This window comes from Micromonospora sp. NBC_01638 (assembly GCF_045209745.1).
In the GTDB taxonomy this organism is placed as follows: Bacteria; Actinomycetota; Actinomycetes; order Mycobacteriales; family Micromonosporaceae; genus Micromonospora.
On sequence record NZ_CP109273.1, the window covers coordinates 6,487,960 to 6,502,040 of the forward strand.

At 70.7% G+C, this 14,081-nt stretch carries 15 protein-coding genes; all 15 read right to left on the reverse strand.

What is annotated here, in order from left to right; all coding sequences use genetic code 11:
• Positions 1-619: 619 nt before the first annotated feature.
• The gene (locus OG811_RS30230; protein WP_406070606.1) at positions 620-1,264 is read right to left on the reverse strand and encodes a response regulator; all 645 of its coding nucleotides are present in this window, start codon (positions 1,262-1,264) and stop codon (positions 620-622) included.
• The gene (locus OG811_RS30235) at positions 1,252-2,535 is read right to left on the reverse strand and encodes a sensor histidine kinase (protein WP_406070607.1); all 1,284 of its coding nucleotides are present in this window, start codon (positions 2,533-2,535) and stop codon (positions 1,252-1,254) included. The genes OG811_RS30230 and OG811_RS30235 overlap by 13 nt, the downstream gene beginning before the upstream one ends.
• On the reverse strand, positions 2,535-3,401 hold the full coding sequence (locus OG811_RS30240) for a CPBP family intramembrane glutamic endopeptidase (RefSeq protein ID WP_406070609.1): 867 nt from the start codon (positions 3,399-3,401) through the stop codon (positions 2,535-2,537). The genes OG811_RS30235 and OG811_RS30240 overlap by 1 nt, the downstream gene beginning before the upstream one ends.
• Before the next feature lie 453 nt (positions 3,402-3,854).
• Positions 3,855-4,271, reverse strand: a complete 417-nt coding sequence (locus OG811_RS30245; protein ID WP_406070611.1) for a RidA family protein — start codon at positions 4,269-4,271, stop codon at positions 3,855-3,857.
• Complete coding sequence (locus tag OG811_RS30250) at positions 4,268-4,981, reverse strand: 2-keto-4-pentenoate hydratase (RefSeq protein WP_406070612.1); 714 nt, start codon at positions 4,979-4,981, stop codon at positions 4,268-4,270. Before OG811_RS30250 ends, OG811_RS30245 begins: the two co-directional genes overlap by 4 nt.
• On the reverse strand, positions 4,978-6,000 hold the full coding sequence (dmpG, locus tag OG811_RS30255; RefSeq protein WP_406070614.1) for a 4-hydroxy-2-oxovalerate aldolase: 1,023 nt from the start codon (positions 5,998-6,000) through the stop codon (positions 4,978-4,980). Before dmpG ends, OG811_RS30250 begins: the two co-directional genes overlap by 4 nt.
• Entirely contained in the window at positions 5,997-6,908 is a 912-nt protein-coding gene (locus OG811_RS30260; RefSeq protein WP_406070616.1) for an acetaldehyde dehydrogenase (acetylating), read from the reverse strand. Before OG811_RS30260 ends, dmpG begins: the two co-directional genes overlap by 4 nt.
• Complete coding sequence (locus OG811_RS30265) at positions 6,905-7,699, reverse strand: 2-keto-4-pentenoate hydratase (RefSeq protein ID WP_406070617.1); 795 nt, start codon at positions 7,697-7,699, stop codon at positions 6,905-6,907. The genes OG811_RS30260 and OG811_RS30265 overlap by 4 nt, the downstream gene beginning before the upstream one ends.
• Complete coding sequence (locus OG811_RS30270) at positions 7,696-9,174, reverse strand: 2-hydroxymuconic semialdehyde dehydrogenase (RefSeq protein WP_406075984.1); 1,479 nt, start codon at positions 9,172-9,174, stop codon at positions 7,696-7,698. Before OG811_RS30270 ends, OG811_RS30265 begins: the two co-directional genes overlap by 4 nt.
• 55 nt (positions 9,175-9,229) lie before the next feature.
• Positions 9,230-9,481, reverse strand: a complete 252-nt coding sequence (locus tag OG811_RS30275) for a EutN/CcmL family microcompartment protein (RefSeq protein ID WP_406070619.1) — start codon at positions 9,479-9,481, stop codon at positions 9,230-9,232.
• Positions 9,481-9,807: a BMC domain-containing protein gene (locus OG811_RS30280; protein ID WP_406070620.1), complete on the reverse strand. Its 327-nt coding sequence runs from the start codon at positions 9,805-9,807 to the stop codon at positions 9,481-9,483. Before OG811_RS30280 ends, OG811_RS30275 begins: the two co-directional genes overlap by 1 nt.
• Before the next feature lie 20 nt (positions 9,808-9,827).
• Positions 9,828-10,118, reverse strand: coding sequence for a BMC domain-containing protein (locus tag OG811_RS30285; protein WP_406070621.1), 291 nt, complete (start codon positions 10,116-10,118; stop codon positions 9,828-9,830).
• 20 nt (positions 10,119-10,138) lie between these two features.
• The gene (locus tag OG811_RS30290) at positions 10,139-10,966 is read right to left on the reverse strand and encodes a 2-amino-5-chlorophenol 1,6-dioxygenase subunit alpha (RefSeq protein ID WP_406070623.1); all 828 of its coding nucleotides are present in this window, start codon (positions 10,964-10,966) and stop codon (positions 10,139-10,141) included.
• Positions 10,959-11,945, reverse strand: a complete 987-nt coding sequence (locus OG811_RS30295) for a tRNA U-34 5-methylaminomethyl-2-thiouridine biosynthesis protein (protein WP_406070625.1) — start codon at positions 11,943-11,945, stop codon at positions 10,959-10,961. Before OG811_RS30295 ends, OG811_RS30290 begins: the two co-directional genes overlap by 8 nt.
• On the reverse strand, positions 11,942-13,981 hold the full coding sequence (locus OG811_RS30300; protein ID WP_406070626.1) for a hydantoinase B/oxoprolinase family protein: 2,040 nt from the start codon (positions 13,979-13,981) through the stop codon (positions 11,942-11,944). The genes OG811_RS30295 and OG811_RS30300 overlap by 4 nt, the downstream gene beginning before the upstream one ends.
• Positions 13,982-14,081 lie beyond the last annotated feature (100 nt).

The window sequence follows — 14,081 nt, forward strand, 5'->3', positions numbered from 1 at the left end:
TCCAAGGGGGATTGATCGCACTATACCGGAGCACCGCCAAATGTCGAAGATACCGACGTGACCAACTCTTATTCACCAGGCGACGTCGGGCCGCGGGTTCTTTCCGACATCGCACCACAACCCGCAGAAAGGGACCGGTCACCAGAAGGGCGGAACGATATCCCTGAAACCCAATAAATCGCCCATCGCCGACCGCGTCAAGGCACCCGCCGACGAGGTCGAGGCCACCGCAGCACTTCTGCACGGGTCCAGCCTGGACAGCTGGATAATCATTGGAGGGCCGCGCCCGCCCCGATATCACCACGATCACGGCCGCCTATACCGAACCACCCGAAGCGGTCATATTTCCACGTTGCCTTCGACCCTGACGCTCAGAGTTCGTACGATGAGCCGCCCGGAACCCAGACCACCAGAATTGGCAACCTGCTGCTGATCTTCCACAAGCGAGCACAGCAACATCCCGGCGCGACAAGCACATAAGAGACGAAAACAGAAAGCCGCCGGCATCCAGCCTACGAAAAGGGGCGGAGCACCGCCTTGTTGAGGGGCGCACGCAACTCCAGGAGCCAAAACCCGCGATCCAGGGCGTTCACGGTGATCTCCCTCGCTACGCCCCGGCTCACAATTGAAGATAGGCGATGACAGCGAGGACGCGTCGATGTGTCTCCCGGTCCTGCAGGAGGCCGAGCTTGCCGAAGATGCTTGCCACGTGCTTCTCGACGGACCCTTCCGAGATGTGCAGGCTGGTGGCGATGGAGGTGTTCGAGCGGCCCTCCGCCATGGCGGTGAGGACCTGCCGCTCGCGATCGGTGAGGGCATGCAGGCGGGGTCCGCGGTGACTGCGGCTCAGCAGTTGCCGGACGACTTCGGGGTCGATGACGGTGCCGCCGGACCCTACTCGGTCCACTGCTTCGAGGAAGTCGGCGATGTCGGCGACCCGGTCCTTGAGCAGATAGCCGATGCCCCGGATGTCGCCGCTGAGCAGGTCTGCGGCGTACTGGGCGACGACGTATTGCGACAGCAGCAGCACTGCTACCCGGGGGTGGCCCTCGCGGATGGTGTGCGCGGCGCGCAGTCCTTCGTCGGTGAAGGTGGGCGGCATCCGGATGTCCACGATGGCCAGATCGGGCCGGTGCGCTGCGACTTGGGTGAGCAGCGCGCTGGGATCGGATACGGCGGCTACGACTTCGTGCTGTTTGTCGGTGAGCAGCCGGGTCAGTCCGTCCCGCAGCAGCACGGCGTCTTCGGCAATCACGATCCGCACGGCAGCTCCACCGTGATCAGGGTCGGTCCGCCGGTGGGGCTGGAGATGGTGAGGGTGCCGCCGATGCTGTCGACCCGGTCGGTCAGGCCGGCGAGCCCGCCGGTGGGGTGGGCGGCGGCTCCGCCGATCCCGTCGTCACCGACCTGTACGCGTAGGTGATTGCCGGATCTACGTACTCGGACCCATCCGGTGGTGGCTGCGCTGTGTTTGGACAGGTTGGCGAGGAGTTCACCGATGCAGAAGTACGCGGTGGCCTCAACCGGAGCAGGCGGCCGGGTGGCGAGGTCGATGTCGGCGGTGACCGGTACGGGGCAGCGGGCGGTCAGCGCGGGAACCGCGCCATCCAGGCCGAGGTCGGTGAGCACCGCCGGGTAGATGCCCCGGGCGAGTTCCCGCAGCTCGACGAGTGCCTGCTTGGCGCCCTCGTGGGCGGTGGCGACCCGGATCGCGGCCTCGTGCGGGTCGACGCCCTGTTCGAGTTCCTCCCGGGCGCGTCCCAGTTCCATCGCGAGGGCGACCATGCGGACCTGCGCGCCGTCGTGCAGGTCACGTTCGATGCGGCGCAGATGGGCGCCGGCCTGTTCCACTGCGTGGTCGCGGCGCCGCTGCAAGGTGCGTACCTGCTCGTCGTGGCGGGCCCCGACGGTGAGCAGCCGCAGCCGCAGCCGGTCCAGAGCGGTGAACCCGTGTACCAGCCACGGCGCCGCCAGCAGGCCGGCGAGCCCGATGACGCACACGAGTAGCGGGTACGGCCACCGGTCCGGATACCAGTGCCAGGACGACGTCAGCTCAATCTCGTCGAAGCGGTGCCCGTCCCACACCGGCGCGAAGCGGTACCAGGCTGGATATGTCGCGGTCACCAGTGCCAGGCCCCACCAGAGTGCGACCACGTAGGCCTGGGCGACACCGAAGGGGACGGCGATCACCGCGTACAGCAGGCATCGCCACCCGGCCCCGTCGCTGAGGGCGTCACGGACCCAGCCGGTCAGCCCCGGCCGGGTCCGCGTCCGCGCGGGCGGCGCCGCGATCGTCAGCCCCAACAGTTGGCGAACGCGGACACGTTCGATCGCGCCGATCCCGCGGGCAGCGGTCACCACGGCCGCCAGCGAGACCAACCCGACCACGGTGATGCTGGCGACCACGGCGTACAACGTGGCCACCACCGCGACCAGACAGGCAACCGCGACGAACGGGCCGAGCAGCAGATGCGCGGTCTCCCGCCACGTGCGGGCCCGCACCGGTTCCGTCACCAACCGCAGGAGAATGTTCATCAGCCTTCCATCGTCCGCGCCCGACGCCGACGCAGAAGCAGCCAGTACCCGGCGAGCAACGATGCGCTGTTCAGCAGGTACAGCAGTTCCACCCCGCCGCCGTGGCCCAGGCCGAATTCGGGCGCGTGCAGCTGGATGTGTACCAGCGCGTCACCGTAATCGGCGCCGGCGTCGGTGTCCATCGACAGCACGCTGTCCATCACCCAGTTCCACGTCGTGTGAAAGCCGATGGCCAGCCACAGTGCGCCGGTGGACAACCGGGTCAGGACGAAAAACCCGGCCATGCACATGATGTCGGCGAGCAACACCAGCACGAACCAGGCCGAGGTCGGCACCTCAGCGAAATGCAGGACCGCGAAGATCAGACTTGACACCAGCGCTGCCCGGCGCAGCGGCCAGCCCTCGGCCAACGTCTGCAACGCGTACCCGCGGAACGCCAACTCCTGCACAAACGCGCTCGTCGCATACATGAACAGTCCAGCCCCGAGCACGACCAGCATGGCGACCGGCCCCCGCTCGGCAAGTTCCGTGCCGCTCACCCGCGCCCACCCGAGCGCCCATGCCGTCGCGAACACGATCAGCATCGACGCCGCTCCGACCGTGAGCCCCGTGGCGGCGTGCCGCCATCGCCATGGCGACAGCCCGATCGGGTGCCACGGCCGGCGATCGACGTAGCGGCGAAAGCCATACGTCACCACCAACGCGACCACCGCGACCACCGCATGCCCGGCCACGTTCGTCACCAGAGACCCCCGCGTGGCGCTGCCCACCGCCCCCATTGCCACCAGCAGGACCACCAGATACGCGGCCAGTCGCCATCCCCGCCGCGGTCTTGCCTCGGCTTCCAGGAACAGCCGGGTGATCAAGTTTCGGCGTCCCGGCGCTCGCCCAGCGGGGGACGCATCGATCACGGTCATCATCAGGTTCGTCTCCTCGCGTCGTCAGCTCTACACCGATGACGCTAGGAGCGTTGCCCGCCGCCCGGTACGCGGTTCTCCTCCGACCTACGTGGGGGTTAACCCCCACCAGCTTGGTTCAGACACCGGCCGCCTGCCGAACACACGAGTCACCGCGCCACGAGCGCGCATGACCTTCGCCGGGGCGTCGATCTGGGCCTGGGAGTGGTAGAGGTAGCGGCATGGTGTTGCGCGCGGTCTCGGTGGGGCCGCACCGGTCCCGGGCTGCCGGCCAGGGACAACCACGCCCGCCGTCCCGGTCACCGGTCCGGCAGCACCGCGATCCCCTGCATCTCGATCAGCAGGTGCGGGTGGGGCAGCTGGTGCACCGCCACGGTGGTGCGCGTCGGCCCGGTGTCCCGGTCACCGGTCCGGCAGCACCGCGATCCCCTGCATCTCGATCAGCAGGTGCGGGTGGGGCAGCTGGTGCACCGCCACGGTGGTGCGCGTCGGCCCGGTCTCGTCGAAGAACTCGGCGTAGACGGCGTTGTAGCCGCCGAAGTCGTTCATGCTGACCAGGTACGTGGTGACCTGCACCAGGTCGGACAGTTCGGCCCCCACGTCGCGCAGGATGTCGCGCATGTTCTCGATCACGGCGCGGGTCTGCACGGCGATGTCCAGCGATGTGGTGCCGAGGGCGTCCATGGTCGCGCCGGCGATGGAGTTGTCCGGGCGGCGGCTGCTCGTACCGGAGATGAAGACGAACCCGGCCGTGACCTTGACGTGTGGGAACCGGCCGCGCGGCACGGCCTTGCCGGCGACGACCCGGGCCCCGCTCACGCGGCGGCCCGCAGCGACGCCGTGCCGAGCTGTTCGACGGTGACTCGAACGTGTGCGCCGGGGGTGAGCGGAACGGCGGCGGCTGCTGCGCCGGCGAGCAGCACCCAGCCGTCGCGCAACTCGCCGGCGAGGCGGACGGCCTGAGGCAGGGCGCGGCGCGGGTCGCCGAGGATGGCGGCGGTGGAACCGACCTGCGCGACCCGGCCGTCGATCTCCAGCAGCACGCCGAGGTTGTCGATGCCGTCGGGCACCCGACGCCACGGGCCGACGACGAAGCCGGACGCGGACGTATTGTCAGCGATGACCTCGGGCAGCGTGAACCGGAAGTCCACGTAGCGCGAATCGATGAGCTCGATGGCCGGGGCGACGGCGGCGATCGCGCCGCCCTCGACGAGGAACGCCACCTCCGGCTCGACCTTCGGATGGATGTGCTCCGACAGCCGCACCGTGCCACCGTCAGGCACGCACATCGCATCGGTGAGCCAGCCCCAGATCACCTCGTCGACGCCCATCTGCACCATCTTGGCGCGGCTGGTGAGCCCGAGCTTGATCCCGGTCACCGTCTCGCCGCGGGCCCGCCGCCGTGCGACCAGGGCCGCCTGGACCGCGTACGCGTTCGGCACGTCGAGGCCGGCGTCGGCGCCGAACTGCGCGACCGCGGTGCGCGACAGGGCCGCCTCGTCGAGGCGCTTGGCGAGGTCGTCGATCATTGCGCATCCTTTCCGGCGGCCCGGACGAGGTCCAGGGCCACGTCCACGATCATGTCCTCCTGGCCGCCGACCATCCGGCGGCGGCCCAGCTCCAGCAGGATGGTGCGCACGTCCACCCCGTAGCGGGCGGCGGCGCTCTCGGCGTGCCGTAGGAAGCTGGAGTACACCCCGGCGAAGCCGAGCGACAGCGTCTCCCGGTCCACCCGCACGGGCCGGTCCTGCAGCGGCCGCACCAGTTCCTCCGCGGCATCCATCAGGGCGAACAGGTCACAACCGTGCTCCCAGCCGTTCAACTCGGCGACCGCCACGAACACCTCCAGCGGCGCGTTGCCAGCCCCGGCGCCCATCCCGGCGAGAGAGGCGTCGACCCGGCGCACCCCGTGCTCGACGGCGACCAGGCTGTTGGCCACCCCCAGCGACAGGTTGTGGTGGGCGTGGATGCCGATCTCGGTGGCCGGGTCGAGCACCTGCCGATACGCGTCCGCCCGCTGCGCCACGTCCATCATGGTGAGCCGGCCACCGGAGTCGGTGATGTAGACGCAGTGCGCGCCGTACGACTCCATCAGCTTCGCCTGCGCCGCCAGCGTCGCTGGGTCGGCCATGTGCGACATCATCAGGAACCCGGCGACGTCCATGCCGTTCTCCCGCGCCCACCCGATGTGCTGCGCGGAGATGTCCGCCTCCGTGCAGTGCGTGGCCACCCGTACGCTCGTGACGCCAAGATCGCGGGCGGCGCGCAGGTCGGCGATCGTGCCGATGCCGGGCAGCAGCAGCGTGGTCAGCTTGGCGCGCTTCAGCACGGACGCGGCCGCCGCGATCCAGCTGGCGTCGGTCGCGGCGCCGTGGCCGTAGTTGACGCTGGACCCGGCGAGGCCGTCGCCGTGCGCCACCTCGATCGCGGCTACCCCGGCCGCGTCGAGCGCGGACGCGATCGCGGTGACCTGCTCGACCGTGTAGCGGTGCCCGATGGCGTGCATGCCGTCGCGCAGGGTCACGTCCTGAATGTAGAGGTCGGTCACGACGAGACCATCCGTTCGGCGGTGCGCAGCGCGGCGCTGGTCATGATGTCGAGGTTGCCGGCGTACGCGGGCAGGTAGTGCCCGGCGCCGGAGACCTCCAGGAAGACGGAGACCTGCAGGCCGGTGAAGTGCCCGCCGAGCGCCGGAACGTAAACGTCCACCTCGGTGAACTGGACGTCCTGCTTGAGCCGGTAGCCGGGCACGTACTGCCGCACCGCCGCCGTCATCGCCTCGACCGAGGCGGCGATGGCCCCCCGGTCGACGCCCGCGTCCGGGCACAGGCAGTAGACGGTGTCGCGCATCAGCAGCGGCGGCTCCGCCGGGTTCAGCACGATCACGGCCTTGCCGCGGCCCGCCCCGCCGACCACCTCGATGGCGCGGGCGGTGGTCTCGGTGAACTCGTCGATGTTCGCGCGGGTGCCCGGCCCGGCCGACCTGGACGCGATCGACGCGACGATCTCGCTGTACGCGACGGGCGTGACAGCGCTGACGGCCGCGACGATCGGCACGGTGGCCTGGCCGCCGCACGTCACCATGTTGACGTTGCGCTCGCCCAGGTGGGCGTCCAGGTTCACCGGGGGCACGACGTACGGGCCGATCGCCGCCGGGGTCAGGTCGACGACCCGGGTGCCGTGCCGGCGCAGCACCGCGTCGTTGTGCCGGTGCGCGCCCGCGCTGGTGGCGTCGAAGACGATGCCGACGTCGGCGAACTCCGGCATCGCGACCAGCCCATCGACGCCCTTCGCGGTGGTGGCCACGCCGAGCCGCCGGGCCCTGGCGAGGCCGTCGGACTCCGGGTCAATGCCGGCCATCGCCACCATCCGCAGTGACTCCGACAGCCGCAGCACCTTGATCATCAGGTCGGTGCCGATGTTGCCGGAACCGATCACCGCCACACCCGTGCTCATGCGACACCCTTCGAGAAGCAGGCCCGGACGCTGCCCAGGCCGGAGATCCGGGCCTCATACGCGGCACCCGGGGTGACCGCGACCATCGGGCCGAGCGCACCGGACAGCACGGTGTCCCCGGCCCGCAGCGGCCGGCCGTTCGCGGCGAGCGTCCCGGCCAGCCAGGCGACGGCGTGCAGCGGGTTGCCCAGGCACGCCGCTCCGGCCCCCACGGAGACGGGCTCGCCAGCGTGCTCCAGCACCGCCCCGCACAGCCGCAGATCCACGTCGGACACTCGACGCGGCGTCGTGCCCAGCACGTACCTGCCGCTGGAGGCGTTGTCCGCCACGGTGTCCACGATGGAGATGTCCCAGCCCGCGATCCGCGAGTCGACGATCTCGATGGCCGGCAGCACATGATCGGTGGCGCGGATGACGTCGGCGACGGTGACCTGCTCGTCGGACAGGTCCCGGCCGAGCACGAATGCCACCTCGGCCTCGACGCGCGGCTGCAGCAGACTTCGCAGGTCGATCTCGGCGCCGTCCGGCACCGCCATGTCGGCGAACAGGACGCCGAAGTCGGGCTGGTAGACGCCGAACGCCTCCTGCACCACCCGCGACGTCAGGCCCACCTTCGCCCCGACCGGCCGGCGGCCCTCGGCGAGCCAGGCGCTCACCTGCGCCTGCTGCACGGCGTACGCGGCGGTCACGTCGCCGGCCGGCAGCAGGTCGTCACGCAGCGGCGGACAGGCGACCCCGGTGGCGTAGGCGGCGCGCAGCGCCTGGGCGGCGCGCTGAATTTCGGGGCTCATCCGAGGTCCACGCAGACGTTGGTGAGTTCGGAGTAGAACTGCAGCGAGTGCGCGCCGCCCTCGCGTCCGACGCCGGACGCCTTCATCCCGCCGAACGGCGTGCGCAGGTCACGCAGGAACCATGTGTTCACCCAGACGATGCCGGCGTCGAGTCGCGCCCCGGCTCGGTGCGCGCGGCCCACGTCGCGGGTCCACACGGCGGCGGCCAGGCCGTACTCACTGTCGTTGGCGAGGGCGAACGCCTCGTCCTCGTCGTCGAACGGGGCGACGTGGCAGACCGGCCCGAAGATCTCCTCGCGGACCGTGCGGGTCTGCTGCCCGAGGCCGGTCAGCACGGTCGGCTGCACGTACGAGCCGCCGTCTCGGTCGTCGCCGAATGCGGGCACCCCGCCGCCGGCCAGCACGGTGGCGCCCTCGGCGCGGGCCAGGTCGTAGTGGCCGAGCACCTTGTCGCGGTGCTTCGCGGAGATCAGCGGCATCGTCATCGTCGCCGCGTCCGACGGCCGGCCGAACGCCAGCTCGCGTGCGCGCTTCGCCAGTCGGGCCGCGAACTCGTCGAAGACCGGCCGCTGCACGTAGAGCCGTTCGGTGCACAGGCACACCTGGCCGCCGTTGGTGAAGCTGGAGCGCACCGAGCCCTCGACGGCCGCGTCCAGGTCGGCGTCGGCGAAGACCAGGCCGGCGTTCTTGCCACCCAGTTCGAACGACACCGCCTTCACGCCATCCGCGGCGGAGCGCATGATCGCCGCACCGGTCGCGGACTCGCCGGTGAACGTGATCGCGTCGACGCCCGGGTGCCGGGTGAGGAACTCCCCCGCCGAGCCGGGGCCGAAACCGTGCACCAGGTTGAACACCCCGTCGGGCACGCCGGCCGCAGCCATCACCTCGGCCAGCACGGTCGCCGACGACGGCGTTTCCTCGCTGGGCTTCACGATCACCGCGTTGCCGCACGCCAACGCGGGCGCCACCTTCCAGGTGAGCAGCAACAGCGGCAGATTCCACGGCACGATGACCGCCACCACCCCGACCGGCTTGCGGACGGCGTAGTTCAGCGCCCGCCCGCCGCCGGCCGTGACGGTGGTGAACGACTCCGTCGGCATGGCCGTGATGATGTCGGCGAACGCCCGGAAGTTCGCGGCACCCCGCGGGATGTCCAGGGTCCGCGCCTGCGTCACCGACTTGCCGGTGTCGGCGACCTCCGCCGCGACGAGGTCGTCGAAGCGGCGCTCCAGCTCGTCGGCGACCCGGCGCAGCACGGCGGCGCGCTCCCCCTCGCCCATCGCGCCCCATGGCCCGCGCAGCGCCGCGCGGGCGGCCGTCACCGCGGCGTTCACCGTGGCCTCGTCGGCCTCGAGCACGTGCAGCAGGGTTTCGCCGGTCACCGGCGACACCTTCGCGAACGGGGTGCCGCCGGTGACGAACTCGCCGCCGACGTAGTTCGGCAGCAGCAGGTCCCCGCTCGGGCGGCCGTCGATCAGGCCGCTCGGCCAGCGGGTGGTACGCCCGGATGTCATGGACAACGCCTCTCGGTCACTGTCGTCCGGTCGCGGGGTCCGCGACGAGCGCAACGACGGCGGCATCGGCCGTCGGTTCCCCCGTGGCCGCGGCGGCCGCCTCGTCCGTGGCGACGAGCACGATGGAGCCGATACCCACGTTGAGCGGGTCGACGGCCACGAGTTCGGGTCCGTCGGCGCGAGGCCGGACCAGCACCAGCCGGCGGCCCTGCAACGACGGGATGATCTTGTCCGCCCACACCTTGGCGACGACCTCACCGACGACCATCAGCCGTCTCCGCGCAGGCTCGCCATGACCTCGCGGATCCGGGCGGTCTCCGGATCGTCCAGCAGCGCGGCCGTGGTGGGGTGCGGCTTCGGGTAAACCTGCGAGCTGCGCAGCTCGCCGTGGACCCGGATGGCGGCCTCGCCTGAGGCGACGGCCTGGCGGACGGCCGCGAGGCTGCCCTGCACAGCCACCGCGAGGTAACCGCTGGTCACCCGCTCGACGGCGATGCAGCGGACGTCCGCAGTCTTGATCATGGCTTCGATCCCGGCGGACAGGGCAACAACTCCCCGGGTCTCGACGATGCCGATGGCGATGTCAGAAGGCATGTGCTGTTCTCCTTACCGGGTCAGTTGCCGACGAGGCTGGGATCGACGGCCAGCGCCGACACCGCGTCACAGGGGCTGGCGAAGACGATGGAGCGCACCGACCGGCTCTTGGCCTTGGCAGTCGCCTCGCCAATGTCGACGGCTTCCTCGACGGTGGCGAGGTCACCGCGCAGTGCGACGGCGACGATGCCGCCGCCGAGGCGGACAACGCGGGTGACCTCGACCTCGGTGGCCTTCACCATCGCATCGACCGCGTCGAAGATGGCGGTGTAGCCCTCGGCCTCGACGAAGCCGGCAGCCATGTTCCGCATGGGTTCTCCTTTTCCGGTTTTCAGGGCAGGTTCCAGGACAGGACGGCGCCGCCGGTGCCCCAGAGCGGTCCGTACGCGTGCAACTGCGCCGGACCGGCTGCCGCACCGGCGCCGGCGGCAAACGCCAGCGCGCGGAACTGGCTGTCGGCCTGCGCCTGGCGGGCGAAGTCCTCGCGGATCTTCAGCACTTCGTCGACCTTGCCGGCGGTCAGCAGATCCAGGACCCGCCGGTTCCAGCGATCGTGCGCGGGGTCGCCGATGTGGTCCTCGTGCGGCTCGATCCACTGCTGGATCAGGCCGGACGACATGCCGGACACCACGACCACGGCGGCGCGCACGCCCGCCTCGCGGGCCGCTGCGGCACCGGCCGCGCCGACGTCGGCGAGCGTCTCGGCGTCGGCGTAAAGGTTGCAGGACACCTGCGACCAGCGCAGTTCGTGGCCCGGGTCCAGCAGCGCCGAGGTGATGATCGTGCCGGTGTCGATCGGGAAGCCGTCGTAGCGGGTACGCCGGGCCTGCATGCCGCCCGCCTGCACCTTGTCGACCCACCGCTCGGTGAACCCCACGTCGAAGCGCAGGTCGTAGCGGAGCAGGCCGTAGTCGTAGGAGTACCAGTTCTCGTCGACGTGCTCGCCGCGCGGGTTGGGATCACACTGGAACTGGTGGCCCAGGACGGTGAACCACTGCGTGGACAGCAGCAGCACCACGTCGGGCTTCAGCCGGCGCAGCCGGTCACCGACGTCGCGTGCGGCCGCGGCCAGGTCGGCCCAGCACTGCGCGGGCTTCTCCGCCATCAGGTGCGGCATGCCGGGCAGCAACGCCCCGGCGATGATCCCGGTCTCAGCCACGGTGTCCTCCTTCGGGGACCCACTCGACGACTGCGTTGCCGGTGCCGATGATCGTGCCGTAGCCCAGCACGTCTCCGGACACCTGCGGCCAGCCCATCGCGGCCAGCATCCAGGTGAGGCTGCCCGCCTTGGTCTCCGACGCGGTCGCCTCGATGTGTTCGGTGATCAGCTCGCGCAGCGGCGCGGTGGGTCCCTTGCGCATCGCCTCCAGCAGCTTCATGTCCCAGCGGTACTGGTGGTTGTTGTACGGGTGCTCGCGCTCCATGTCCTCCGGCAGCTCGGGCTCCTCGTGCCAGTGCAGGTGCGACAGCGAGTTCGAGGCCAGCAGCACGGCGCGCCGGCCGGTGCGCTCGACGGCCCGGCGGGTCGCCTCGCCCAGCACCTCCATCTCCGCCAGCGACGCGTCGGAGTAGAAGTACGGGTTGTTGTTCGCCGACAGCGACACCACCGGGATGTCCCAGGCCGGGTTCGCCAAGTGCAGGGCACCGATGGTGGCGTAGTCGACCCGTACCCGCGGGTCACGCAGTTTGCGGGTGACCAGGCCCAGGTCGCTGGCCTCGTCGGCGATGGCCTCGCCCAGCTCCACATCGGAGCGGAAGTCGTACGAGTAGCGGAACAGGTGCGGGAAGATCGGCTCGACCGAGGTGCCGCGCGGGTTGGGCGTGCAGTTGACGTGGTGGCCGACCATCGTGATCCAGTGCGGGGCGTGCACGATCAGCACGTCCGGCCGGTGCACCTCGCGAATGCGCTGCCGCAACCGCTCGTACGCCCAGCGCAGCACCTCCCAGCCGCCGGTGGAGCGCGGCTCGTTCTGCGGCGGGTTCTCCGCGTAGATCAGGTGCGGCGGATGCGGGCTCAGCACCCCGGCGACGATGCCGGCACGGGCGGGCGCCGCCTCCGGCACCCGGTCCGCGGTTTCGATACGGCGGGCGCCGCCCGTACGGGCGGGCGCCACGGGCACCCGGAAGACTCTGCTCATGCCGGTACCTCCCCGGTCGTGCCCCGGTCGGCCAGCACCCGCACGAACGTGCGATCGTCGGGTTCGGCACCGAGGACCTGCAGCCCGTCGTCGTCGAGGGCCAGTTGGTCGTCGGCCAGGTCCGCGTCGTGCCGGATCCAGGCCCGCAGCGGCGCGGGGTGCGTGCCGTGGATCTCCACGAGGGCGCCCTCGGCCAGCCCCGCGCCGGGGGCCACGTAGACGAGCCGTCGGCTGCCGCGCTCACCGGCGTACGGCTCCCCCTCGTTGGTGGTGACGCGCAGCCACAGCCGTTGGCCGCGCATGTCCTGACGGGTCGCCGCGGTCGCGCCGAGGTCGACGGCGCCGTTGTCGCCGAGCCGCACGCCGTACCGGCGTTCGGCGTCGGCGGCGCTCAGGTAGCCCTGCGTCACGTCGTCGGCGACGTCCGCGGACTCGCGGTCCAGCGGGTCGCCCCAGCCGCCACCGCCCGCGGACTCCATGACGAGGACGTCGCCGGACCGCATCGGGAAGCCGCCGATCTTGCCAGGGGTCGCGAAGTCGACCCGCTCGCCGTCGGGGCGGCGGATGAACGTCACGGTGGGTGCGCCGGGGCCGCCGTGACGCAACCCGTACGGCGGGACGGTGGTGCGGTCGGTCTGCACCGAGTACGACCCGGTGCTGGCCAGCAACCGGGTCGCGCGGCGGCTGCCCAGCCCGCCGCGGCGGGCACCGTCGCCGCACGATCCGATGCGCAGCTCGGAGGCCTCGACGAGGATGGGGATCTCGGTTTCCAGCCGTTCGACGGACTGGATGGTGGAGATGTCGCCGAGGTCGACCGGGTTCATCGCACTCGGCCCGTCCGACTCCAGGAAGCCGCCGTTGCCGCCCGCCGGGTAGTCGTAGTAGAGGTACGGCCGGCCGGTGCGCTGATCCACGCCGCCGATCAGGTTCTGGAAGGTGGTGCCGAACTGGTCCGCCGCGATGAGGTCGGGTGCGACCTGGCTCAGCGCCGCCATGACGGCCGAGATGACGCGCTTGCGCACCTCGCTGTGCGCGTTGGCCGGGGCCGGATAGGCGACGTGCACCACGGTGCCCGGCTCGGTGTGCACCCGCAGCGGGCGGAAGGCGCCGTGGTTGACGAGGCCGCCGGGGTCGAGCGCGCTCTTGACGGCGATGAAGACGCCGGCGACGGTCATGGCGCGCGACGAGTTGACGACGGCGGCGACCTGTGTGGATGATCTGCGGAAGTCGACATCGATCTCGTCGTCGTCGACGGTGAGCACGCAGCGCACGAGCGCCGGGTCGTACCGGCCGTCGGTGTAGAGGTCGAGGTAGTCCTCGTAGCGGTAGACGCCGTCGGGCAGTTCACGGATGCGGTCGCGCAGCCGCTGCTCGGTGCGGTCCATGTTGGCGGCCACGCTGTCGAGCACCAGCTCGGCGCCGTAGCGGCCAACGATCTCGCGCAGCCGGCGCTCGGCGGTGTGACAGGCGGCGATGCAGCTCTCCAGGTCGCCGCGCCGCTCGTCGGCCATCCGCACGTTGGCGAAGACGATGGCGTACGCGGCGGCGTTGGGGCGCCCCTGCTCGATCAGCTTGATCGGCGGGATGCGCAGTCCCTCCTGGAGGATCTCGGTGGCCTGCCCGGAGACACTCCCGGGGGTCATGCCGCCGATGTCCGCCCAGTGCATGCGCACGCAGGGGAAGAGGAACAGCTCGTCGCCGATGAAGACCGGGGTGATCAGGGTGACGTCGTTGAGGTGGCTGCCGCCGCGGTACGGGTCGTTGACGATGTACAGGTCACCGGGGCGCATCTCCTCGGCGAAGTCAGCGAAGATCTCGGCGACGGAAGCCGGCATGGCGATGACGTGCCCGGGCATGTCGCGGCCCTGGGCGACCATCTGGCCCTGCGGGTCGAACAATGCGCAGGAGAAATCCTGCGCGTCGGCGATGACCGGGGAGTGCGCGGTACGGAAGATCGTCTGGCGCATCTCGCGCACGATCGAGATCAGACCCTCGGTGACGATCTCGAGGTCGATCGGGTTCAACGTCTTGGTCATGCGACGCCTCACGTGTTCCGGCTCGTGGTGCCGAGTGGTCTGACTTGAAACTGAGTGGACCATAATGTGGTCCGCGGTTTATATTATGAAACACTACCAA